The sequence below is a fragment of the Enterobacter cloacae complex sp. ECL414 genome (assembly GCF_021869685.1).
Taxonomy (GTDB): domain Bacteria; phylum Pseudomonadota; class Gammaproteobacteria; order Enterobacterales; family Enterobacteriaceae; genus Enterobacter; species Enterobacter kobei.
Genome location: NZ_CP091481.1, coordinates 824,071 through 846,632, shown reverse-complemented (window position 1 = coordinate 846,632; position 22,562 = coordinate 824,071). Strand labels below are relative to the sequence as shown.

Here is a 22,562-nt window from a genome sequence, read left to right as displayed (position 1 = left end):
CGTTAAATCGTCCCGAATACCAGTAAAAGCAGGCAAGCAAACACTGGAACAGCCGCTGTCAGGCTGTCAATGCGATCCAGTATACCGCCATGCCCTGGAATCAGATGTCCGCTGTCCTTAATCCCTGCTTCACGCTTAAACATACTTTCGGTTAAATCACCGAGCACTGAGGCAAGCGCTGCAAAAATAGAGCATACCAGCAGTATTGACGGAGCCACTGCCAGATCCGCCCAGACGCCATAGCCCCAGGAGATAACTGCAGCCGTAAACAAGCCGCCGATGAATCCTTGCCAGGTTTTCCCTGGAGACACCTTCGGCGCCAGTTTATGTTTGCCGAACAGTTTACCAAACATATAGGCCCCGGAGTCAGCCCCCCAGACGAGAATCATCACATAAAGCAGCCAGATCGCACCGCTATAGTGGTTTTCGTCATAGTGCCAGGCGCGTAGCGCGACCATCCCCCAGAAAAAAGGCACAATGGTGAGCAGACCAAAAATGAGTCGCAACACTTTTGAATTACGCCATAACGCCGCAGAGCCTGGATAAAAAAGAACCAGCAGCAATGCCGCCACCCACCAGGCCAGCGATATCCACAAGGAACCGGCAACCAGCGGCTGATGAATATCGTGGTGATATTCAGGCAACGTAAACAGCATTATGGCCAGAATAAAGCCACAGAGTACCGCAAGCCATACTCGCTGATTGCGCGAGGTAAAGCCGCTAAACTGTCCCCATTCCCACGCCGCGAGCATGCAGACCACCAGCGTGACAATAGCGAATCCCACCGGGGGCAGTAAAAACAGCGCCGCAATGACAATGGGTATTAATACAAAAGCGGAAATCAGGCGATACTTCAGCAAAAGCTACCCCCATCAGGCATTGTCGCCACCTGGCTCGGTGCCGCCGAAACGACGCTCTCGATTGGCAAAGGCATGCAGCGCACCTTCAAAGTCTTGTTCATCAAAATCGGGCCAAAGAACATCTGTAAAGTAAAGTTCGGCATAGGCAATTTGCCATATCAAAAAGTTACTTATGCGATGTTCCCCCCCTGTCCTAATTACCAAATCCACAGGTGCCAGCTCATTCATGCAGATTTGCTTGCTCAGCGCCTCTTCATCAATCTGGTCGGGTCTCAACAGCCCTTCCTGAACCTGTTCGGCCAGATGCCGAACGCCCTGGATAATATCCCAGCGTCCGCCGTAATTCGCCGCGATATTGAGCGTCAGACCGGTATTATTTTCAGTCAGCGCTTCTGCTTTACGAATCCGTTCCTGCAAACGTGAGTTAAAACGACTGGTATCGCCAATGATACGCAGGCGGACGTTGTGGCGGTGCAGGCTTTTTACTTCGCTGTCGAGCGCCCACACAAACAGTTCCATCAACGCAGTCACTTCCTGCGGCGGTCGATTCCAGTTTTCACTGCTAAAAGCATAGAGCGTTAACGCATCAATGCCGTTATTCGCGGCAAAAGAAACGGCGCGGCGAACGGATTTCGCCCCTGCTTTATGCCCAAAGGCTCGTATCTTCCCTTGTCTTTTCGCCCAGCGGCCATTGCCATCCATAATGATTGCTACATGACGGCAGCCATGAGCTGGCAAGTTTTCGCTTATTGGTTGATTCGCAGACAACATAACGCGTTTTTTGTCCCTGAAAAGGATTTAACGGTACTCAGGAATACTTAAGCCTGTACATAAAAAAGCCGTGTCAAACCACGGCTTACCTGACCACATAAAGTCAAATTCCTGCGATCAGGTGGCGCAGACTATATCACTGAAGCCCAAAGCTAACAAATAGCACGACGACTAGTGCTTGCTTTATCACCAGCTTGCGAGACGGCTCACCTGTTTACGCGCAATTTCACGTGCAGCAGCATCGACCGCCAGCACCTCTTCCACACTTTGAGGCTCACGCAAATCCATTATTTCCAGTACCGATAAATTCAACGTTGCGATATCGGTAAAGCGGATTTGCTGATGCAGAAATGCGTCAACGGTAATTTCGTTGGCTGCATTCAGTGCCGTCGTCGCCGCCTGTCCCTGGTCGAAGGCGTTCATCGCAAGCTTCAGACAAGGATAGCGATCGTAATCGGGTTCACTGAACGTCAGGGAACTTAGCTTACAAAAATCAAGCGGCTTCACGCCCGATTTCACCCGGTTTGGCCACGCCATTGTATGGGCGATGGGCGTACGCATATCCGGCTCGCCCAGCTGTGCCAGCACGCTGCCATCCTGATAGCGCACCATCGAGTGAATGACCGATTGCGGGTGAATCAGAACTTCCATCTGTTTCGCTGACGCATTAAACAGCCAGCGAGCTTCAATGTATTCCAGACCTTTATTCATCATGGTGGCGGAGTCAACGGAGATTTTACGTCCCATTGACCAGTTCGGATGACGACACGCCTGATCCGGCGTCATTGCGCTCAGTTCAGACAGTGGCGTTTCACGGAACGGGCCACCAGACCCGGTAAGCAGAATCGACACGACGCCATTCTGCTCCAGGTCAGCGTACCCCAGGTTCTGTTGAAAAGGTTGCGGTAAACTCTGAAAAATGGCGTTGTGCTCGCTGTCGACCGGCAAAAGACGCGCCCCGCGCTGCTTCACCGCGTCCATAAACAGGCGTCCGCAGGTCACCAGCGACTCTTTGTTGGCCAGCAGAACATCTTTACCCGCATCTATTGCCGCAAGCGTCGGCAGCAACCCGGCCGCACCGACAATGGCCGCCATGACCTGGTCAACCTCATCCAGCGCCGCCATGTCGCAGGCCGCCTGCGACCCACTCAGCACCTCGGTTCGACTGCCCTTCTCAAGCAGCAGAGTTTTCAGCTGACGCGCGCTCTCATCGTCATCCATCACCGCATAACGTGGCATAAACTCCAGGCACTGCTCGACCATGCGCTGCACGTTCTTACCGGCGACCAGCGCGGTCACGGTATAATGTTCAGGATTGTGGCGGACGACGTCGAGAGTACTGCAACCGATAGAGCCGGTTGAGCCAAGGAGAGTTAAATGCTTCATGGGATGCCCGAAAAAAGTTAGACCAGATAAAAGCAAAACGCCGCCAGCAAGACCCGAAGTCCCTCTGAACGGCGTTTATCAGTGTACGACAGAAATCAGAACTGCATCAGTTCCGCTTCTTTATCTGCCAGCGCCGCATCAATTTTCTTGATCGCTGCGTCGGTCATTTTCTGAATGTCGTCCTGAGAACGACGATCGTCATCTTCACTGATCTCTTTTTCTTTCAGCAGCGCTTTCACTTTATCGTTCGCGTCGCGGCGAACGTTACGCACGGATACGCGACCCTGCTCAGCTTCGCCACGCACCACTTTGATCAGATCTTTACGACGCTCTTCCGTCAGTGGAGGCAGTGGAACGCGGATATCAGAACCGGCAGAGCTTGGGTTCAGACCGAGGTCAGAGGCCATGATCGCTTTCTCAACCGCCGGGCTCATAGAGCGATCGAACACGTTGATTTTCAGCGTACGGGTATCTTCTACCGTCACGCTCGCCAGCTGACGCAGAGGGGTTGGCGTACCGTAGTATTCCACGATGATGCCATCCAGCAGGCTTGGGGAAGCACGGCCAGTACGGATTTTGCTGATTTGGGTTTTGAACGCTTCTACGCATTTTTCCATGCGTACTTCAGCATCTTTTCTGATGTCGTTAATCACGTTACGAATCCTTGAAAACTTGTCTCAGGCAGACTATCCGCCAGCACAGCGCTACAGGTGTGCTAAGTATAGTCGCGTTTAATTCATGACAACGCCAAAGGCGCGCCCGGGTAAGATACCACTACAAAATAAAGCGGAATCTTACCTGTATTTATCGCCGACGGAAATTATTCCGTGATCAAAGTGCCTTCTTTTTCGCCCATGACCACGCGACGCAGTGCGCCTGGCTTATTCATGTTGAATACACGGATCGGCAGTTTGTGGTCGCGAGCCAGCGTGAAGGCGGCAAGATCCATCACTTTCAGCTCTTTTTCCAGCACTTCGCCGTAGCTCAGCTGATCGTACATGGTGGCGGAAGGATCTTTTGCCGGATCGGCAGTAAACACGCCGTCTACTTTGGTCGCTTTCAGTACCACATCGGCTTCGATCTCAATACCGCGCAGGCAGGCAGCGGAATCGGTCGTAAAGAACGGGTTACCCGTACCAGCGGAGAGGATCACCACGCGGTTGTTGCGCAGCAGGCTGATCGCCTCTGCCCAGCTATAATTATCGCATACGCCATTCAGTGGAATCGCGGACATCAGGCGGGCATTCACATAGGCGCGGTGGAGCGCATCACGCATCGCCAGGCCATTCATGACGGTTGCCAGCATACCCATGTGGTCGCCCACAACGCGGTTCATCCCCGCTTTCGCCAGACCAGCACCACGGAAAAGGTTGCCACCGCCAATGACCACGCCAACCTGGATACCCAGTTCGACCAGTTCTTTGATTTCCTGTGCCATGCGATCAAGGATGCTTGCGTCAATACCGAAGCCTTCCGATCCCTGCAGCGCTTCGCCACTCAGCTTAAGCAGAATGCGTTTGTACACGGGTTTTGCATTGGTAGCCATGTTTCTTTCCTGAGACTGTCAACGATTAAGATGGGAGTTAATTCTGGCGACATGATATGCCGCAAATCAGCACAGCGATACTGGAGCCTGTCTGATTTCATATGACGGGTGACAAAAAGAAGCCGCCCTCAGGCGGCTCCTTTTCAATCATTAAGACTGCTTGGACATTGCAGCAACTTCTGCTGCGAAGTCAGTCTCAACTTTCTCGATGCCTTCGCCCACTTCGAAGCGGATGAAGCCAGTTACGTCAGCGTTGTGCTCTTTCAGCAGCTGAGCAACAGACTTGCTTGGATCCATAACGAAAGGCTGGCCAGTCAGAGAAACTTCGCCGGTGAATTTCTTCATACGGCCTTCAACCATTTTCTCTGCGATTTCTTTTGGCTTACCAGACTGCATCGCGATGTCCAGCTGAACCTGGTACTCTTTTTCTACCACTTCAGCAGACACGTCTTCTGGCTTAACGAATTCTGGTTTGCTTGCAGCGATGTGCATAGCCAGCTGTTTAACCAGCTCTTCGTCAGCGCCTTTAGCCGCAACCAGAACACCGATACGTGCACCGTGCTGGTAAGAGCCCAGAACGTCGCCTTCCAGAGAAGAAACGCGACGGATGTTGATGTTCTCACCGATTTTAGCAACCAGCGCAACACGTTCTTCTTCGAACTGTGCTTTCAGAACTTCAACGTCAGTGATTTTGCCAGCAACCGCTGCGTCCAGAACTTTGTTCGCAAATGCCTGGAAACCGCCATCTTTAGCAACGAAGTCAGTCTGGCAGTTAACTTCCAGAATGATGCCGTAGTTGCCGTCGATTTTGGTGATGATCACGCCGTCAGCAGCAACGTTGCCTGCTTTTTTAGCTGCTTTGATCGCACCGGATTTACGCATGTTTTCGATTGCCAGCTCGATGTCGCCGTTCGCTTCAGTCAGCGCTTTTTTGCAATCCATCATGCCTGCGCCAGTACGCTCGCGCAGCTCTTTTACCAGGGATGCGGTAATTTCAGCCATTCTTAAATCCTCGGGAGATGTGAACTGCCCGGCCGGGGGCCAAACAGTGTAAATTGAAAAAAGGGGCCGGTAATGGGCCCCTATTCATACACGGTACTAATAAGGGGTAAAACCTTATTATTCAGCTTCTACGAAGCTTTCTTCCGCCTGAGAAGCCAGATCCTGGGAACGGCCTTCACGAACGGTAGCAGCTACAGCGCTCAGGTACAGGCTAACAGCACGGATTGCGTCGTCGTTACCCGGGATAACGAAGTCAACACCGTCCGGATCGGAGTTGGTATCAACGATAGCGAATACCGGGATACCCAGGTTGTTAGCTTCTTTGATAGCGATGTGCTCGTGGTCTGCATCGATTACGAACAGCGCGTCTGGCAGGCCGCCCATATCTTTGATACCGCCCAGGCTGTTTTCCAGCTTGTCCAGTTCACGAGTGCGCATCAGCGCTTCTTTCTTAGTCAGCTTGTCGAAAGTACCGTCCTGAGACTGGGTTTCCAGATCTTTCAGGCGCTTGATGGACTGACGAACAGTTTTCCAGTTGGTCAGCATGCCGCCCAACCAGCGATGGTTCACGAAGAACTGGTCGCAGCTGTTAGCAGCATCTTTCACAGCTTCGCTTGCAGCGCGCTTAGTACCAACGAACAGAATCTTACCTTTACGGGAAGAGATCTTGTTCAGCTCAGCCAGGGCTTCGTTGAACATTGGTACAGTTTTCTCAAGGTTGATGATGTGAACTTTGTTACGCGCGCCGAAGATGAAAGGCTTCATTTTCGGGTTCCAGTAACGGGTCTGGTGACCAAAGTGAACACCAGCCTTGAGCATGTCGCGCATGGAAACAGTTGCCATGTTTAAAACCTCTATATTGAAAGTTGGGGTTATGCCTCCACGTATCCCATATTACCGACCCCGAAGGGCACCCCGGAATATGTGCCGATACGTGTGTGTTGTTACACAAAGTGAGATTTGTCGCTCCCGTCCAGCCTGTGTATCTGAGATGGATCGGAAGTCCGGCGCGCTTTATACCACAAAACACGACCAGAAACCAACAGTTGTTGGCGGAGTGTGCTGTTAATGATTCTCAATTTGGCACGGAGCGTGCCTGACTGATACCATTGACGACACTTAGACTAGTATTGTCGAAAAAATCGACACCGATGGACAGATTACATGGCTATCTCTATTAAGACACCTGAAGAAATTGAAAAGATGCGCGTCGCCGGTCGTCTGGCCGCGGAAGTGCTGGAAATGATCGAACCGTTCGTGAAGCCGGGCGTCAGCACCGGTGAACTGGACCGCATCTGTAACGACTATATCGTGAACGAGCAGCACGCGGTTTCCGCCTGCCTCGGCTACCACGGTTTCCCGAAATCCGTCTGCATTTCTATTAATGAAGTGGTTTGTCACGGTATCCCGGACGACGAAAAACTGCTGAAAGATGGCGACATCGTCAACATCGACGTGACCGTCATTAAAGACGAGTACCACGGTGACACCTCTAAGATGTTCATTGTCGGCAAGCCAACGATTCTGGGCGAGCGTCTGTGCAAAGTGACACAAGAGAGCCTGTACCTGGCGCTGAAAATGGTTAAGCCGGGTATTCGCCTGCGTACCATTGGTGCTGCCATCCAGAAGTTTGTAGAAGCGGAAGGGTTCTCCGTCGTGCGCGAATACTGCGGTCACGGTATTGGCCGCGTTTTCCATGAAGAACCCCAGGTTCTGCACTATGATGCCGATGACGGCGGCGTGGTGCTGCAAAAGGGCATGACCTTCACCATCGAGCCGATGGTGAACGCCGGTGACTACCGCATCCGCACCATGAAAGATGGCTGGACGGTGAAAACCAAAGACAGAAGCTTGTCTGCTCAGTACGAGCATACTATTGTGGTAACAGACAACGGCTGCGAAATTATGACGTTGCGCAAGGATGACACCATCCCGGCGATACTGACGAACATTGAGTGATAAGAAGCCGGCAAATGCCGGCTTTTTTAATGGCGATAGCTTTTTCTTATGGGTGGCGCACGATGAGTAATCTCTTACCCGAACAGTATGCTAACACAGCACTTCCCACCCTTCCCGACCAGCCCGATAACCCGGGCGTCTGGCCGTCGCACGAGCTGACCTGCCCGCATATCAAAGCCCATATGGATGTTTTCCATCGCTGGCTGGGCAGCGCGTTCGACGCAGGGGTCTCAGCCGAGCAACTTATTGAAGCGCGCACCGAATTTATCGACCAGCTCCTGCAGCGTCTGTGGATCGACTACGGTTTCGGGCAGGTGAGCGACATCGCTCTGGTTGCCGTCGGGGGCTATGGCCGCGGTGAACTTCATCCACTTTCCGATATCGATCTCCTGATCTTAAGCCGTAAAAAGCTACCGGACGAACAGGCGCAGAAGATTGGCGAGCTGCTGACCCTGCTCTGGGACGTGAAACTGGAAGTGGGACACAGCGTGAGAACCCTGGAAGAGTGCCTGCTGGAGGGCTTATCTGACCTGACCGTCGCCACCAACCTGATTGAAACCCGTCTGCTGATCGGTGACGTGGCGCTGTTCCTGGAGCTGCAAAAACACATCTTCAGCGACGGCTTTTGGCCGTCAGAAAAATTCTTCGCCGCGAAGGTCGAGGAGCAAAATCAGCGCCATCAGCGCTACCACGGCACCAGTTACAATCTTGAACCCGATATTAAAAGCAGCCCCGGCGGCCTGCGCGACATCCACACGCTACAGTGGGTGGCCCGCCGCCACTTTGGCGCCACCTCAATGGACGAGATGGTCGGCTTTGGCTTTTTAACCGAGGCCGAACGTAACGAACTGAACGAGTGCCTGCATCTGTTGTGGCGCATCCGTTTTGCCCTGCATCTGGAAGTGACCCGCTACGATAACCGCCTGCTGTTTGACCGCCAGCTCAGCGTGGCGCAGCGATTGAATTATCAGGGCGAAGGTAACGAACCGGTTGAGCAGATGATGAAGGATTTCTTCCGCGTCACCCGCCGGGTGACCGAGCTGAACCAGATGCTGTTGCAGCTGTTCGACGAGGCCATTCTGGCCCTGACGGCGGACGAAAAGCCGCGCCCAATTGATGACGAATTCCAGCTGCGCGGCACGCTTATCGACCTGCGGGACGAAACGCTGTTTATCCGCGAGCCGGAAGCGATCCTGCGAATGTTCTACACGATGGTGCGCAACAGCACAATTACCGGGATCTACTCCACCACCCTGCGCCATCTGCGCCATGCGCGCCGTCATCTGACGCAGCCGCTGTGCTATATCCCGGAAGCGCGCTCGCTGTTTTTGAGTATGCTCCGTCATCCTGGCGCCGTCAGCCGTGGTCTGCTGCCAATGCACCGTCATAGCGTGCTGTGGGCCTATATGCCGCAGTGGTCGCACATCGTCGGACAGATGCAGTTCGATCTCTTCCACGCCTACACGGTGGATGAGCACACGATCCGCGTCATGCTCAAGCTGGAAAGCTTTGCGAAAGAAGAGACGCGATCCCGCCACCCGCTTTGCGTGGAGCTGTGGCCGCGCCTCACCCATCCGGAACTGATCCTGATTGCCGCCCTGTTCCACGACATCGCCAAAGGCCGCGGTGGAGACCACTCGGTACTGGGTGCGCAGGACGTGCTGAAATTTGCCGAGCTGCATGGGCTCAACTCGCGCGAAACGCAGCTGGTCGCCTGGCTAGTACGCCATCACCTGCTGATGTCAGTCACTGCCCAGCGTCGTGATATTCAGGATCCAGAGGTAATTAAGCAATTCGCCGAAGAGGTCCAGACGGAGAACCGTCTGCGCTATCTGGTGTGCCTGACGGTCGCGGATATTTGTGCCACCAATGAAACCCTGTGGAACAGCTGGAAGCAAAGCCTGCTGCGCGAGCTCTATTTCGCCACCGAAAAACAGCTGCGTCGCGGAATGCAAAACACCCCGGACATGCGCGAGCGCGTGCGACATCACCAGCTGCAGGCCCTGGCGCTGCTGCGGATGGATAACATTGATGAAGAAGCACTGCATCAGATTTGGGCCCGCTGCCGTGCCAACTATTTTGTCCGCCACAGCCCAAACCAGCTTGCCTGGCACGCGCGACATCTGCTGAAGCACGATCTGTCGCAGCCGATGATCCTGCTTAGCCCACAGGCGACGCGCGGCGGGACGGAGATCTTCATCTGGAGCCCGGATCGGCCTTATCTGTTTGCTGCGGTCTGCGCCGAGCTGGACAGGCGTAACCTGAGCGTTCACGACGCGCAGATTTTTACCACCCGCGACGGCATGGCGATGGATACCTTTATCGTACTGGAGCCGGACGGCAGTCCGCTCTCGCCGGACAGACATGAAGGGATACGCTTCGGTCTGGAACAGGCGATCACTCAGCGCAGCTGGCAGCCACCGCAGCCGCGTCGCCAGCCGGCGAAATTGCGCCACTTTACCGTCGATACCGAGGTCAATTTCCTGCCGACCCACACCGACCGTAAATCGTTCCTGGAGCTGATCGCGCTCGACCAGCCAGGGCTGCTCGCCCGCGTCGGCCAGGTTTTTGCCGATCTGGGAATTTCGCTTCATGGCGCCCGAATTACAACCATTGGCGAGCGAGTAGAAGATTTATTTATAATCGCCACCGCCGACCGGCGTGCCCTTAATAATGACCTGCAACTTGAAGTGCAACAACGGTTGACAGCAGCCCTCAATCCAAACGATAAAGGGTGACGTGTTTTTTAGTGAAATGGAAAGAGTAAACAATGCAGCAGTTACAGAACGTTATTGAGTCCGCTTTTGAGCGTCGCGCCGAGATTACCCCGGCAAATGTGGATACCGTGACCCGTGAAGCGGTAAACCAGGTGATTTCCCTGCTGGATTCCGGCGCGCTGCGCGTGGCAGAAAAAATCGACGGTCAGTGGGTTACTCATCAATGGCTGAAGAAAGCGGTGCTGCTCTCTTTCCGTATCAACGATAACCAGGTTATCGACGGAGCAGAAAGCCGCTACTTCGATAAAGTCCCAATGAAATTCGCGGATTACGACGAAGCGCGTTTTCAGAAAGAAGGCTTCCGCGTGGTGCCGCCTGCTGCAGTGCGTCAGGGCGCGTTCATCGCACGCAACACCGTGCTGATGCCATCCTACGTGAACATCGGTGCCTACGTTGACGAAGGTACCATGGTGGATACCTGGGCTACCGTCGGTTCCTGTGCACAGATCGGTAAAAACGTTCACCTGTCCGGCGGCGTGGGCATCGGTGGTGTTCTGGAGCCACTGCAGGCTAACCCAACCATCATCGAAGACAACTGCTTTATCGGCGCGCGTTCAGAAGTGGTTGAAGGTGTGATCGTGGAAGAGGGTTCCGTGATCTCCATGGGCGTTTACATCGGCCAGAGCACCCGTATTTACGATCGCGAAACCGGCGAAGTTCACTACGGCCGCGTTCCGGCGGGTTCCGTGGTCGTTTCCGGTAACCTGCCGTCGAAAGATGGCAAATACAGCCTGTACTGTGCCGTTATCGTGAAGAAAGTGGATGCGAAAACCCGCGGTAAAGTCGGTATCAACGAACTGCTGCGCACCATCGACTAATCGCTGACCCGTTGATACACCGGGACCCGCCTGTGCGTCCCGGTGTAATCATCAAAGACGTCCGTTTCCGCAGTCACGATTACCATTCCCTTTCTTCTCAACCCTGCAATATCCGCCGCCATACGCTGGCTCCCCAACCAGAAAAGCCCGTCAAGCGCAGTCACAGCCAGACCCGATTCCAGCGCCAGCTTCAGTCGCTCACGCGGCGCTTTGACCTCTCTGGCAATCTGCCGGAATGGCTCCGCCGTAAGCCCGGTGGGATCGACTCGTCGAATGCGGGTGGTCATGCGGTATTGAAAAGCGTCGGGGATCGCATCCAGATCGCCCTTCAGGCTGTAAACGCAGCCAAAGCGCTTGCCGTTGAAGATGACGTTCTTCTGGTTTAGCTGAAACTCATCGCGCAGCCCGGCGATGAGCTGCGGGGCGCGGGTCAGTATCAGCCGAAATGGCAGTTCGAAGCTGGTGACATAATCCACGTTGAGCAAGGCAATGCGTAAACGCTCCTCCGCCCCCGCCTGAAGCTGGCGGCATTCGGCGGCGACTTCTGCCCACTGATGCGTGAGTCTTTGGTTCTCTTCTACGGCACCAAAGCTATATTTTTCAATTTGATAATCAATGCGTCCTGACATGTCATTATCCCCGCAGCCTACGCTTTCGTGCGATAACTTTGCCTGAATTCCCCGGCTTTGAATACCGTCTCGCTCGCCTTTTCTCACGACTCTCACGATGCTGCATTAACGTTGAGAGAAATGATTACCTTATTACGTTGATTTCCGCTTGACGTGGTCGTTAAAAACAACAATAAACGAGTGGGAGCAATTTATTTTCCCTGCTCGGTAATGTCAGTGAAATGTAATCAGGATCGACCCCGCTTTTTTTGAACCCGAGGGTGGCAAAAAGGAATTTTTTCATTAATTATTCAAAGGTTATGTTGAGATAAGGGTACCGCTATGTACGATAATCTGAAAAGTCTGGGCATTACCAATCCTGATGAAATTGATCGTTACAGCCTCCGCCAGGAAGCCAACAACGACATCTTAAAAATTTATTTTCACAAGGATAAAGGCGAGTTTTTCGCCAAAAGCGTGAAGTTTAAATATCCACGCCAGCGTAAGACCGTCGTCGCGGACGGCGTAGGCCAGGGGTACAAAGAAGTTCAGGAAATCAGCCCTAACCTGCGCTATGTGATCGATGAACTCGATCAGATTTGTCAGCGCGACCGCACTGAAGTCGATCTCAAGCGTAAGATCCTTGACGATCTGCGTCACCTTGAAAGCGTTGTTACCAATAAGATCAGCGAGATTGAAGCGGATCTTGAGAAGTTAACCCGCAACAAATAAGCCGTTTTATTGCCCGGTGGCGCTTCGCTTACCGGGCCTACGAACGCATGTAGGTCGGGTAAGGCGAAGCCGCCACCCGGCAAACAACCTCATCTCTGCTCATCCAGCTGCAACGCCACATACAGCAGCAGCCTGTCGTCAAAATTCCCCAGATCCAGCCCCGTTAGCTCCGAAATCCGGTTAAGCCGGTACTCCAGCGTATTGCGATGAATAAACAACGCCTTCGACGTCGCCAGCGGCTGCACGTTATAGCGGAACCACGCCTGCAGCGTCCGGCGCAGCAGGCCGTTGTTGTCCATCGCTTTCAGGCGCGCTAAGGGCCGCGCCAGCTCGTTGGCCTGCCAGCCACCGCGCAGGCTGTCGAGCAGCACCGGCAGCATCAGGTCCTGATAGAAATAACTGCGGCTCTCCGGCATCCGCTGCTTACCCACCATCATGGTGGTGCGTGCGGTGCGCCAGGAGCGGGCAATACTGCCCGGCCCGGAAAAGTAATTGCCGAGCGCAACGCGAAAACGCAGCTGACCGTTCTCCTGCATCCGGGAAATCAGCAGTTCCACGCGACGGCGATGATCTTCGGCATCCCAGCGGCCAAACGGATTGAGCGCGGGTTTGAGCACCACCATTTCCGTCAGCGAGACTATCGCCACCAGGTTATCGCGTTCCGGTGTCGTCAGCGCATTTTGCAGCTGCTGCAGTTCGGCCATCGCGCTGTCTACGCCAAGCTGACCGCTATCGACCTCGATCACCGCCACCACGCGCGGCTGATTGAGGTCGATCCCCAGGCGCTGCGCCCATTCGCTGAGTGCAGGCGTAAGCTCTTCCGCCTGAATAAGGTTCATCACCAGTTCTTCGCGCAGGCGGCTGTCCTGGGCGAGCAGATGCATCAGGCGCGACTGCTCCAGCATCATTTCCGCCGTCATACAGACCAGCTCGCCATATTTACGCAGGGACTCCGGCTCGCCGGTCAGACCGATAACCCCCACAATCTCGCCTTCAAGGCGCAGCGGTAAATTGATGCCCTGACGCACGCCGTGCAGGTGTTTCGCAACCGCATCGTCGATATCAACCACACGCCCCTGAGAGAGCACCAAAAGCGCGCCTTCGTGCAATTCACCAATGCGCTCACGATCGCCACTACCAATAATGCGCCCACGGGCATCCATTACATTGATGTTGGTATCAATGATGCGCATTGTGCGCGCCACAATATCCTGCGCCATTTTGGTATCAAGATGCCAGCCAGCCATGTCACCCTCCTCTGAGCAGAGCTCAAGCATAGGGAAGTTCAGTGACGGCTGCATTGTGCGAATGCACAAAGAGAGCGGAAGAAGTATGGAGTTGTGGGAAAAGTCACAGAAACAAGAAAGCCCCTGCGTACAGGGGCTTAAGAGGATTACTGCATCAGCAGGTAGATAGAGGTATCACCACGCTGAATATTCAACGCCAGCACGGACGGTTTGCTGTCGAGAATTTTGCGCAGTTCAGCGATGTTTTTCACCGGCTGCTGGTTAGCGCCCATGATCACATCCCCTTTTTTCAGGCCGATACGGGCAGCAGGTGAATTCGCCTTCACGTTATTCACTACCACACCTTTGTCTGCGCCCTTATTGCTCATCTCAGCACCTTCAATACCGCTGAAGATGGTGCTGGAATCAACCTGATTCTGGCTGCTCTGCTGCAGCTCCAGGCTCACGTTGACCGGCTTACCGTCACGCAGCAGACCGAGGGTCACTTTGCTGCCAATCGGCATAGAGCCGACTTCCGCACGCAGGGCTGCAAAGCTGCTGATCGGTTTACCGTTCAGGGAGGTGATCACGTCACCCGCTTTAATCCCTGCTTTCGCAGCAGAGGAGTTCGGCATCACCTGGCTGACGAACGCGCCGCGCTGGGCATCCACTTTCATCGCTTTTGCCAGCTCAGAGTTCAGCTCGGTGCCCAAAATGCCCAGCTCGCCGCGTTTCACCTGGCCGTACTGCACCATCTGCGCGGTCAGGTTTTTCACCATGTTGCTCGGGATAGCAAAACCGATCCCGATGTTGCCGCCGTCCGGCGCCAGGATCGCGGTGTTAATACCGATCAGCTCGCCGTTCAGGTTCACCAGCGCACCGCCGGAGTTACCGCGGTTGATGGCCGCATCCGTCTGAATAAAGTTTTCATAGTTCTCTGCGTTCAGGCCGCTACGGCCCAGCGCAGAGACGATACCTGAGGTCACGGTTTCGCCCAGACCGAACGGGTTACCGATAGCCACGGTGTAGTCGCCTACGCGCAGCGCATCAGAGTCGGCAATTTTAATCGCCGTCAGGTTTTTCGGATCCTGAATCTGGATCAGCGCAATATCGGAACGCGGGTCTTTGCCGACCACTTTTGCGTCGAACTTACGGCCATCGCTCAGTTGAACCTTAATGCTGTTCGCGTTATCAACCACGTGGTTGTTGGTCACGACGTAGCCTTTCGCTGCATCGATAATGACCCCCGAGCCAAGCGCCATGAATTTCTGTTGCTGGCCGCCGCCCTGGCTGTCATCCCCTGCACCACCGCCCTGACAGAACGGGGAACTCTGGAATGGCGAACCGTCCTGGCAGAACGGTGAGTTGTCACCAAAGAACTGCTGGAAGTTACGCGGCATACGCGGCGTATTGACGGTCGTACTCCCCTCAACGTTAATACTCACCACCGATGGCATCACTTTTTCGAGCATCGGTGCCAGGCTTGGCATCTGCTGCGCGGTTGCTGCCGATGACGCGGTCTCGGCTGCGGTAGCAGTCAGAGGAGACAGCGCTAAACCTAAACTCAGAGCCAGTGCACTCATTGCTAATGTGGTTTTTTTCATGTTTCTCAATCTCGATTTACAGGTAACGCAAAATTGCTGTGTAACTCAGATTCATTTTATACCGCTTAGTTCCGGCCATAAGTTTATGGAAAAGGTAAAAATTTATTGGCCGTCTTTACAAAACTCAGCGTTTATTCCACAGCCATTAGCTTGCGGTATTCATCCCAGGCATACAAATCCGTCATGCCGCTGATATAGTCCTGGATAAGACGGCAGCGATAATAATATTCCATTACCGGCCACTGCGTAGCGTGACGATCCAGCTTACTTATCGCTTCGACATAGGCCAGCCGATGACGGGTTGAAAGTTTTTGATAAAGCCGGGATTCGATAGGAATTCGTCGCACGCGTTCTTTTTCCACCAGCTCACTGAATTCGTCGACCGACAGCTGAAGCAACGGAGAATAAATTTCCAGTAACCCACTGATTACCCGGTAGCCCTGCAGTTCGAGCTGCTCGACATCCGGATGGCTGAACACATGCCGCATCGCCACATGTTTATAGAGCTCAAGGAGTTGACTGAAACTGCTGTCATCTTCCAGCAGCGCGTGATTGAATTCCCCGCTGAAAATCTGCGGCAGATTATCGATAAAGCGCGAGGCTGCGTAGGGCACCAGTTTATTTAATGTATTGACGCGCAAATACATAAAGAACTGGTCTTCCGTGCTGCGGCTTAATGTATTTGAGCGCGACTTTTCCCAGGCATTTTCGACAACCTGAGCAAACAGTGAACCTTTTTCGTGGTTTCCCCAGGCGGCATAAAGGTGCTGGTAAAGCTCCTCGACGCTGAATATTCTTTTCTCAACGGCGTCTTCCAGGTCAGCGACGCAATAGGAAATATCATCCGCGGCTTCCATAATCCAGGTTAATGGAAAGCGACCGTTTGGCGTCAATGAAAGTTCTTTACGCAGCCGTTCAATATAGGCCTCTTCGGAAAGGTAGTAGCCCGGTTTCTTCATTAAATAGCTGTGGGATGCGGGCGTCTCTCCCGTCCACCACGCGGGACGCGTATATTTCAGGATACAGCCGACCTGCGCCCAGGTCAGGTTCATGCGCATCAGGGAATGTACCAGTCGGATACCCTGGGCATTGCCCTCGAAGTGACAGAGATCCTGACGCACTTTGCGACGCAGATCGTTAAGCCCTTCTTCACCTTCACGCAGACGTAAATCCCGCACGATGCAGCGGTCATCGCTGAGCGGCTGGCTTGCCGCATCCGACGGATGAAGGCGTTGTTTAAACCAGTCATTAATTGCCGCCTCGCCAAAGTGACCAAAAGGCGGATTGCCGATGTCATGCATCAGGCAGGCCATCTCAACGATGCTCTCGAAGGGCCCCGTCAGCTCGTCCAGACCATAGGTTTCCAGTAAACGTAGCTCTTTGAGACGGCTTAAAATCTCTTTGGCAATATACCGCCCGACCTGCTGCACTTCCATTGAGTGGGTTAAGCGCGTGCGTACAGCGGCATTACGCTCCAGCGGAAACACCTGCGTTTTTTGCTGCAAACGCCGGATGGCGGGCGAGTTAATAATCCTTCCTCGATCGCTTTCGAAGATACGCAGGATCTCATGTTCGCTCTTCTCGCCCTGTGGCGAGCGGAAACGTCGGTGCCAGTTAATTTTGGTACGAAAATCGATTGGTGACATGTGCTCCCCCGCGTGAGAATGCGTTTCCCCTTAACCGCATGATAGACTATGCATCTTAACAAGGCACATCGCGAGTAAATCTATGAAAATCGGCATTATTGGTGCAATGGAAGAAGAAGTTACGCTCCTGCGTGACAAAATTGAGAACCGTCAGACCCTCTCTCTGGGGGGGTGTGAGATCTACACCGGTCAGCTTAACGGTGTTGACGTGGCTCTGCTGAAATCAGGCATCGGTAAAGTGGCTGCTGCGCTGGGTGCGACCCTGCTGCTTGAGCGCTGCAAGCCGGACGTGATCGTGAACACCGGTTCGGCTGGCGGCCTGGCGCCGACGCTGAAAGTGGGCGATATCGTTGTCTCCGACGAAGCGCGTTATCACGATGCCGACGTCACCGCGTTTGGCTACGAATACGGTCAACTCCCGGGCTGCCCGGCAGGGTTTAAAGCTGACGACAAACTGATTGCGGCGGCTGAAACCTGCATTGCTGAGCTCAATCTTAACGCGGTACGCGGCCTGATTGTCAGCGGTGATGCGTTCATCAATGGCTCCGTCGGTCTGGCAAAAATCCGTCATAACTTCCCGCAGGCGGTTGCCGTTGAGATGGAAGCGACCGCGATTGCGCACGTTTGCCACAACTTCAGCGTACCGTTCGTGGTGGTTCGCGCCATCTCTGACGTCGCAGACCAGCAGTCTCACATCAGCTTCGACGAGTTCCTGACCGTTGCGGCAAAACAGTCCACCGTGATGGTGGAACGCCTGGTGCAGAACCTGGCACGTGGCTAAACCATCCCTCAGGGCGCTCGCCGCCCTGCTTCTGCTTGCTTCAGCGTGGCTCTGTGCCGCGCCTCGCGTAATTACGCTCTCTCCCGCTAACACCGAGCTGGCCTTTGCCGCTGGCATCACCCCCGTTGGCGTGAGTAGCTTTTCGGATTACCCCCCCCAGGCGGCCAACATTGAACACGTTGCGACCTGGCAAGGGATGAACCTTGAGCGCATCGTGGCGCTGAGACCCGATCTCGTGCTGGCCTGGCGTGGCGGTAACGCCGAACGGCAGGTCAATCAGCTTACCTCGCTTGGCATCAAGGTCATGTGGGTTGACGCCGTAAGTATTGAGCAAGTCGCTCAGGCACTGCGAGCCCTTGCCCCTTATAGCCCTGCGCCTGAAAAAGCCAGGCATGCGGCGAGCCAGATGCTCAATGACTATGCTGCGCTGAAAGCTCAATACGATACGTCCGTTAAAAAGCGCATCTTCCTGCAGTTTGGCAGTCAGCCGCTGTTTACCACAGGTAAAGGGTCAATTCAGAACCAGGTCCTGGAAGTGTGTGGCGGTGAAAATATTTTTGCTGCCAGCCGGGTACCGTGGCCGCAGGTTAGCCGTGAGCAGGTTCTGGCGCGCCAGCCGCAGGCCATCGTCGTGGTCGGAAATGCGAGCGAGATTCCTAAAATTAAACAATTCTGGCAAAGCCGGCTAAAAATTCCGGTGATCCCACTCAACAGTGACTGGTTTGAACGCGCCAGCCCGCGTATTATCCTCGCCGCAAAACAGCTCTGTGCCGCACTGGCAGAGAGTCACTAACAGAAGACCTTTTCGAGGATTTAACGATGCTCGTTTATTGGCTGGATATTCTTGGCACAGCCGTTTTTGCTATCTCCGGCGTTCTGCTCGCCGGAAAACTACGCATGGATCCGTTTGGCGTGCTGGTGCTTGGCGTAGTCACTGCCGTTGGCGGCGGGACTATCCGTGATATGGCGCTGGCGAATGGCCCGGTGTTTTGGGTGAAAGATCCGACCGATCTGGTGGTAGCCATGGTGACCTGTCTGTTAACCATTGTGCTGGTTCGCCAGCCCCGCAGATTACCGAAATGGATACTCCCGGTGCTGGATGCCGTGGGTCTGGCCGTGTTTGTCGGTATTGGCGTCAATAAAGCCTTCAATGCCGGAACCGGCCCGATGGTCGCGATCTGCATGGGCGTATTAACCGGCGTGGGCGGCGGCATTATTCGCGACATTCTGGCGCGTGAAGTACCGATGATCCTGCGTACCGAGATCTATGCTACTGCCTGTATTATTGGCGGGATTGTGCACGCCACGGCGTATTACACCTTTGCGGTGCCGCTGGAAAATGCTGCGATGCTGGGGATGGTCGTGACGCTGGTGATTCGTCTGGCGGCAATACGCTGGCACCTGAAGCTGCCGACGTTTGCGCTGGATGAAAATTCAAGATAGGCGTGGTTTATAAGCCCGGTGGCGCTTCGCTTACCGGGCCTACAAATCCGCATTCAGGCTTAAATACTGAACGAAGAACCACACCCGCAGGTGCTGGTTGCGTTCGGGTTAGTCACCACAAAGCGTGACCCTTCCAGACCTTCGGTGTAATCCACTGAACCGCCGACCAAATACTGCAGGCTCATCGGGTCAACCACCAGCGCAACGCCCTGCTTCTCGATGGTCATATCACCATCGTTCACCTGATCGTCAAAAGTAAAACCGTACTGGAAGCCGCTGCAGCCGCCACCGGTAATATAGACACGCAGTTTCAGATCCGGATTGTCTTCGTCGGCAATCAGGGTTTTCACTTTGTTGGCTGCTGCTTCGGTAAATTCCAGCGGCACAGCTACGTCATCACTCATCTTATGCTCCCATGAATACTGCTATTGGGTAAAATTCACCCAATTCTTTTCGTCATTATCTAATACCCTGGTAATTCATTCAAGTATTCTGCGCGGCGGCCCGCTCCGCCTCTTGCTTTGCCAGGGTACGCGCGAGGATGGTGGAGTATAGCGGTTTCCCGCCCAGGAATTGGGCTAATAGTGTCGCCCCGAGACAGGTAATGATCATTGGCAAAATGAGCTGGTAATTATCTGTCATCTCCAGCACCAGCACGATACCGGTCAACGGTGCACGCAGAGACGCTGCCAGCAGTGCCCCCATACCGGCCACCGCGAAGGTGCCAGCATCAAGATGATACGCCGGGAAGCCCACTTTGGCTGCCATACCAAACGCGGTGCCCAGCAGCGTACCAAGCGCCAGCATCGGGGCGAAAATCCCGCCGGGTGCACCGGAGGAGAAGCACAGAACCGTTGTGATAACCCGGGAGATAAACATAAACAGCAGCAGACCGACGCTGAAATTTCCCGCTGCGGCGATGGGGATCAGCCCGAAGCCGCCGCCTGCGGCATTCGGCTCAATAAAGCCGAGCACGCCGCACATCCCGCCCAGCAGGCCGCCCATCAGCACCCATTTCGTCGTATTGCCGCCATGAATACGCTGGAACATATCCTGAGCACGTAAGATGCAGGTGTTAAACAGCGGCCCCACTACGCCAAAAATCATGCCGAGGATTAGGTAAAGCCACAGGGTGTTGACCGGCGCGTTGGTCAGTTTACCCACCTCAATTACCGCCCCTTCGCCATTGAAGAGGCGGAAAACAATGCTCGACATAATAACGCCGGTAAACACGGCTTTAATGGAGATCAGGTTGTAGCGGAACTGCGCGCGCATCTCTTCGATGATGAACAATATGCCCGCCAGCGGTGCGTTAAACGCCGCTGAAAGACCCGCCGCCGCACCGGTGGCGAGCAGCGTATGGCGCGCTTCGGCGCTTCGCATCCGGAACAGATCGCCCACCATGCGTCCGACGTTGCCCCCCAGTTGTACCGTTGGCCCTTCCCGGCCCAGCACCATCCCCGCGCCCAGCGTCCCCATACCGCCGATGAATTTAACCGGGATCACGCGCCACCAGCGCACCGGGCGCAACTCTTCTAGTGCACCTTCAATTTCCGGGATGCCAGACCCGCCGGCCTCCTGGGCGAATTTACGCACCAGAAAATACCCCACCATGGCAAACAGCGCCGACAGTCCAAATGCCCCGACCCAGACCAGCCACCGGCTATCGGCAAAACCCGCGACGGTGCCCACTCGCCAGTTGAGTACGGCATTGACCGCTTTTTCAAACGCCACGCCAACCAGACCGGCGAGAGTCCCCACCACGGCTGCAGCCAGCAGGATCGCCAGCGGCGTTTTATCGCGATTGAGCAGCCGCCGAATACTGATCCGGTGCTGAGCGCGCGTAAACTGTTGTTCTTCAAAAGACGGAGAATCTGATTTCATGTCCTGTTCTTATTCGTCATACAAAAAGCCGAGGAGATTTTACCAGAGACCTTCCCTCCGTCCCCTTAAAAATACTTAACAAATCTTAAAGCATTATCTGGCTAAAAATTTCATAACCTACTGCGAATCACTTAGAATAGTGTGCTTAATCATTTTATACGAACCAGGAACGACGCCATGAGCAAGTCTGAAAACCTCTACAGTGCAGCCCGGGAGCTTATTCCAGGTGGTGTGAACTCGCCTGTTCGCGCCTTTACCGGCGTGGGCGGTACGCCGCTGTTTATTGAACGTGCTGACGGCGCGTATCTGTATGATGTCGATGGCAAAGCCTATATCGATTATGTCGGTTCCTGGGGACCGATGGTGCTCGGGCACAACCACCCAGCCATTCGTAACGCGGTCATTGAAGCCGCTCAGCGTGGCCTGAGCTTCGGTGCGCCAACCGAAATGGAAGTGAAGATGGCGGAGCTGGTGACCGAACTGGTGCCGACCATGGACATGGTACGTATGGTGAACTCCGGTACAGAAGCGACCATGAGCGCGATCCGCCTGGCGCGCGGTTTTACCGGTCGCGATAAAATCATTAAATTCGAAGGCTGCTACCACGGTCACGCAGACTGTTTACTGGTGAAAGCAGGCTCCGGCGCGCTGACCCTCGGCCAGCCAAACTCGCCTGGCGTGCCGGCGGATTTCGCTAAGCATACCCTGACCTGTACCTATAACGATCTGAACACCGTTCGCGCGGCGTTCGAGCAGTATCCGCAGGAGATCGCCTGCATCATCGTTGAACCGGTAGCGGGCAACATGAACTGCATTCCACCGCAGCCGGACTTCCTGCCGGGCCTGCGCGCCCTGTGCGATGAGTTTGGTGCCCTGCTGATCATCGACGAAGTGATGACCGGCTTCCGCGTAGCGCTGGCGGGTGCCCAGTCTTATTATGGCGTTGAGCCGGACCTGACCTGCCTCGGCAAAATCATCGGCGGCGGTATGCCTGTTGGCGCATTCGGCGGCCGTAAGGATGTGATGGAAGCGCTGGCGCCAACGGGCCCGGTCTACCAGGCAGGTACCCTTTCCGGCAACCCGATTGCGATGGCCGCAGGCTTCGCCTGCCTGACGGAAGTGGCGCAACCAGGTATTCACGAAACCCTGACCGACCTGACGACTCAACTGGCTAACGGTCTGCTGGAAGCCGCAGAAGAGGCGGGTATCCCACTGGTGGTCAATCACGTCGGCGGCATGTTCGGGATTTTCTTCACCGATGCGCCAACCGTGACCTGCTATCAGGACGTCGTGAAGTGCGATGTTGAACGCTTCAAGCGCTTCTTCCACCTGATGCTGGAAGAAGGTGTGTACCTGGCGCCGTCGGCGTTTGAAGCGGGCTTTATGTCCGTGGCGCACAGCGAAGAAGATATCAATAACACCATCGACGCGGCGCGTAAGGTGTTTGCGAAGCTTTAAGGGAATTGCCGGGTGGCGCTAACGCTTACCCGGCCTACGATATTATCCCTCTCCCCGTGGG

General features: G+C 54.6%; 21 protein-coding genes. 8 read left to right on the top strand and 13 right to left on the bottom strand.

The features are described from left to right. Nucleotides 1-2: 2 nt before the first annotated feature. The 7 genes from cdsA to rpsB all read right to left on the bottom strand — a co-directional run bounded on the left by cdsA (nucleotide 3) and on the right by rpsB (nucleotide 6,408). Nucleotides 3-860: a phosphatidate cytidylyltransferase gene (gene cdsA / locus L3068_RS03920; RefSeq protein WP_014882632.1), complete on the bottom strand. Its 858-nt coding sequence runs from the start codon at nucleotides 858-860 to the stop codon at nucleotides 3-5. A 12-nt stretch (nucleotides 861-872) separates the two neighbouring features. Next, nucleotides 873-1,631 carry a (2E,6E)-farnesyl-diphosphate-specific ditrans,polycis-undecaprenyl-diphosphate synthase gene (gene ispU / locus L3068_RS03915; protein ID WP_014882631.1) on the bottom strand — a complete coding sequence of 253 codons (759 nt, stop codon included), beginning with the start codon at nucleotides 1,629-1,631 and terminating at the stop codon, nucleotides 873-875. Nucleotides 1,632-1,817: 186 nt separating this feature from the next. Continuing rightward, complete coding sequence (ispC, locus tag L3068_RS03910) at nucleotides 1,818-3,017, bottom strand: 1-deoxy-D-xylulose-5-phosphate reductoisomerase (protein ID WP_047626000.1); 1,200 nt, start codon at nucleotides 3,015-3,017, stop codon at nucleotides 1,818-1,820. Nucleotides 3,018-3,112: 95 nt separating this feature from the next. Next, complete coding sequence (gene frr / locus L3068_RS03905; protein ID WP_014882629.1) at nucleotides 3,113-3,670, bottom strand: ribosome recycling factor; 558 nt, start codon at nucleotides 3,668-3,670, stop codon at nucleotides 3,113-3,115. Nucleotides 3,671-3,837: 167 nt separating this feature from the next. Continuing rightward, entirely contained in the window at nucleotides 3,838-4,563 is a 726-nt protein-coding gene (gene pyrH / locus L3068_RS03900) for a UMP kinase (protein WP_023332129.1), read from the bottom strand. A 150-nt stretch (nucleotides 4,564-4,713) separates the two neighbouring features. Continuing rightward, complete coding sequence (gene tsf / locus L3068_RS03895) at nucleotides 4,714-5,565, bottom strand: translation elongation factor Ts (protein WP_014882627.1); 852 nt, start codon at nucleotides 5,563-5,565, stop codon at nucleotides 4,714-4,716. A 117-nt stretch (nucleotides 5,566-5,682) separates the two neighbouring features. Beyond that, the gene (gene rpsB / locus L3068_RS03890; RefSeq protein WP_003856207.1) at nucleotides 5,683-6,408 is read right to left on the bottom strand and encodes a 30S ribosomal protein S2; all 726 of its coding nucleotides are present in this window, start codon (nucleotides 6,406-6,408) and stop codon (nucleotides 5,683-5,685) included. 321 nt (nucleotides 6,409-6,729) lie between these two features. Here rpsB and map point away from each other — a divergent pair, with 321 nt between their 5' ends. From map to dapD, 3 genes are all read left to right on the top strand, one after another. Next, nucleotides 6,730-7,524, top strand: coding sequence for a type I methionyl aminopeptidase (gene map, locus L3068_RS03885; protein ID WP_014882626.1), 795 nt, complete (start codon nucleotides 6,730-6,732; stop codon nucleotides 7,522-7,524). Between the two features lie 62 nt (nucleotides 7,525-7,586). Next, on the top strand, nucleotides 7,587-10,262 hold the full coding sequence (gene glnD / locus L3068_RS03880; RefSeq protein WP_117580947.1) for a bifunctional uridylyltransferase/uridylyl-removing protein GlnD: 2,676 nt from the start codon (nucleotides 7,587-7,589) through the stop codon (nucleotides 10,260-10,262). A gap of 32 nt (nucleotides 10,263-10,294) precedes the next feature. After that, complete coding sequence (gene dapD, locus L3068_RS03875) at nucleotides 10,295-11,119, top strand: 2,3,4,5-tetrahydropyridine-2,6-dicarboxylate N-succinyltransferase (RefSeq protein WP_008501915.1); 825 nt, start codon at nucleotides 10,295-10,297, stop codon at nucleotides 11,117-11,119. On the opposite strand, the gene L3068_RS03870 is transcribed toward dapD, so the two are convergent. Then, complete coding sequence (locus L3068_RS03870; RefSeq protein WP_087529684.1) at nucleotides 11,116-11,748, bottom strand: ECs1377 family protein; 633 nt, start codon at nucleotides 11,746-11,748, stop codon at nucleotides 11,116-11,118. The genes dapD and L3068_RS03870 overlap by 4 nt on opposite strands. A gap of 321 nt (nucleotides 11,749-12,069) precedes the next feature. Between L3068_RS03870 and L3068_RS03865 the strand changes: the two genes are divergently transcribed. After that, nucleotides 12,070-12,459, top strand: coding sequence for a DUF3461 family protein (locus tag L3068_RS03865; protein ID WP_008501916.1), 390 nt, complete (start codon nucleotides 12,070-12,072; stop codon nucleotides 12,457-12,459). A gap of 89 nt (nucleotides 12,460-12,548) precedes the next feature. Here the strand turns inward: L3068_RS03865 and L3068_RS03860 are convergent, their stop codons facing one another. From L3068_RS03860 to dgt, 3 genes are all read right to left on the bottom strand, one after another. Next, nucleotides 12,549-13,706, bottom strand: coding sequence for a CdaR family transcriptional regulator (locus L3068_RS03860; RefSeq protein ID WP_047344002.1), 1,158 nt, complete (start codon nucleotides 13,704-13,706; stop codon nucleotides 12,549-12,551). A gap of 146 nt (nucleotides 13,707-13,852) precedes the next feature. Next, on the bottom strand, nucleotides 13,853-15,289 hold the full coding sequence (gene degP, locus L3068_RS03855) for a serine endoprotease DegP (protein WP_014882622.1): 1,437 nt from the start codon (nucleotides 15,287-15,289) through the stop codon (nucleotides 13,853-13,855). A 131-nt stretch (nucleotides 15,290-15,420) separates the two neighbouring features. Then, nucleotides 15,421-16,935: a dGTPase gene (gene dgt, locus L3068_RS03850; protein WP_047625872.1), complete on the bottom strand. Its 1,515-nt coding sequence runs from the start codon at nucleotides 16,933-16,935 to the stop codon at nucleotides 15,421-15,423. A gap of 82 nt (nucleotides 16,936-17,017) precedes the next feature. On the opposite strand from dgt, the gene mtnN reads away from it, so the two are divergent. The 3 genes from mtnN to L3068_RS03835 are packed head-to-tail and all read left to right on the top strand — an operon-like array spanning nucleotide 17,018 to nucleotide 19,159. Next, nucleotides 17,018-17,716, top strand: coding sequence for a 5'-methylthioadenosine/S-adenosylhomocysteine nucleosidase (gene mtnN / locus L3068_RS03845; protein WP_014882620.1), 699 nt, complete (start codon nucleotides 17,018-17,020; stop codon nucleotides 17,714-17,716). Beyond that, complete coding sequence (gene btuF / locus L3068_RS03840; RefSeq protein ID WP_014882619.1) at nucleotides 17,709-18,509, top strand: vitamin B12 ABC transporter substrate-binding protein BtuF; 801 nt, start codon at nucleotides 17,709-17,711, stop codon at nucleotides 18,507-18,509. Before mtnN ends, btuF begins: the two co-directional genes overlap by 8 nt. A 26-nt stretch (nucleotides 18,510-18,535) precedes the next feature. After that, on the top strand, nucleotides 18,536-19,159 hold the full coding sequence (locus L3068_RS03835; RefSeq protein WP_014882618.1) for a TRIC cation channel family protein: 624 nt from the start codon (nucleotides 18,536-18,538) through the stop codon (nucleotides 19,157-19,159). Nucleotides 19,160-19,218: 59 nt separating this feature from the next. On the opposite strand, the gene erpA is transcribed toward L3068_RS03835, so the two are convergent. After that, nucleotides 19,219-19,563 carry an iron-sulfur cluster insertion protein ErpA gene (gene erpA, locus L3068_RS03830; protein ID WP_008501923.1) on the bottom strand — a complete coding sequence of 115 codons (345 nt, stop codon included), beginning with the start codon at nucleotides 19,561-19,563 and terminating at the stop codon, nucleotides 19,219-19,221. A gap of 79 nt (nucleotides 19,564-19,642) precedes the next feature. After that, nucleotides 19,643-21,043, bottom strand: coding sequence for a H(+)/Cl(-) exchange transporter ClcA (gene clcA, locus L3068_RS03825; protein ID WP_023332123.1), 1,401 nt, complete (start codon nucleotides 21,041-21,043; stop codon nucleotides 19,643-19,645). A gap of 177 nt (nucleotides 21,044-21,220) precedes the next feature. Here clcA and hemL point away from each other — a divergent pair, with 177 nt between their 5' ends. Beyond that, nucleotides 21,221-22,501, top strand: coding sequence for a glutamate-1-semialdehyde 2,1-aminomutase (gene hemL / locus L3068_RS03820; protein WP_014882616.1), 1,281 nt, complete (start codon nucleotides 21,221-21,223; stop codon nucleotides 22,499-22,501). The last annotated feature ends 61 nt before the right edge of the window (nucleotides 22,502-22,562 follow it).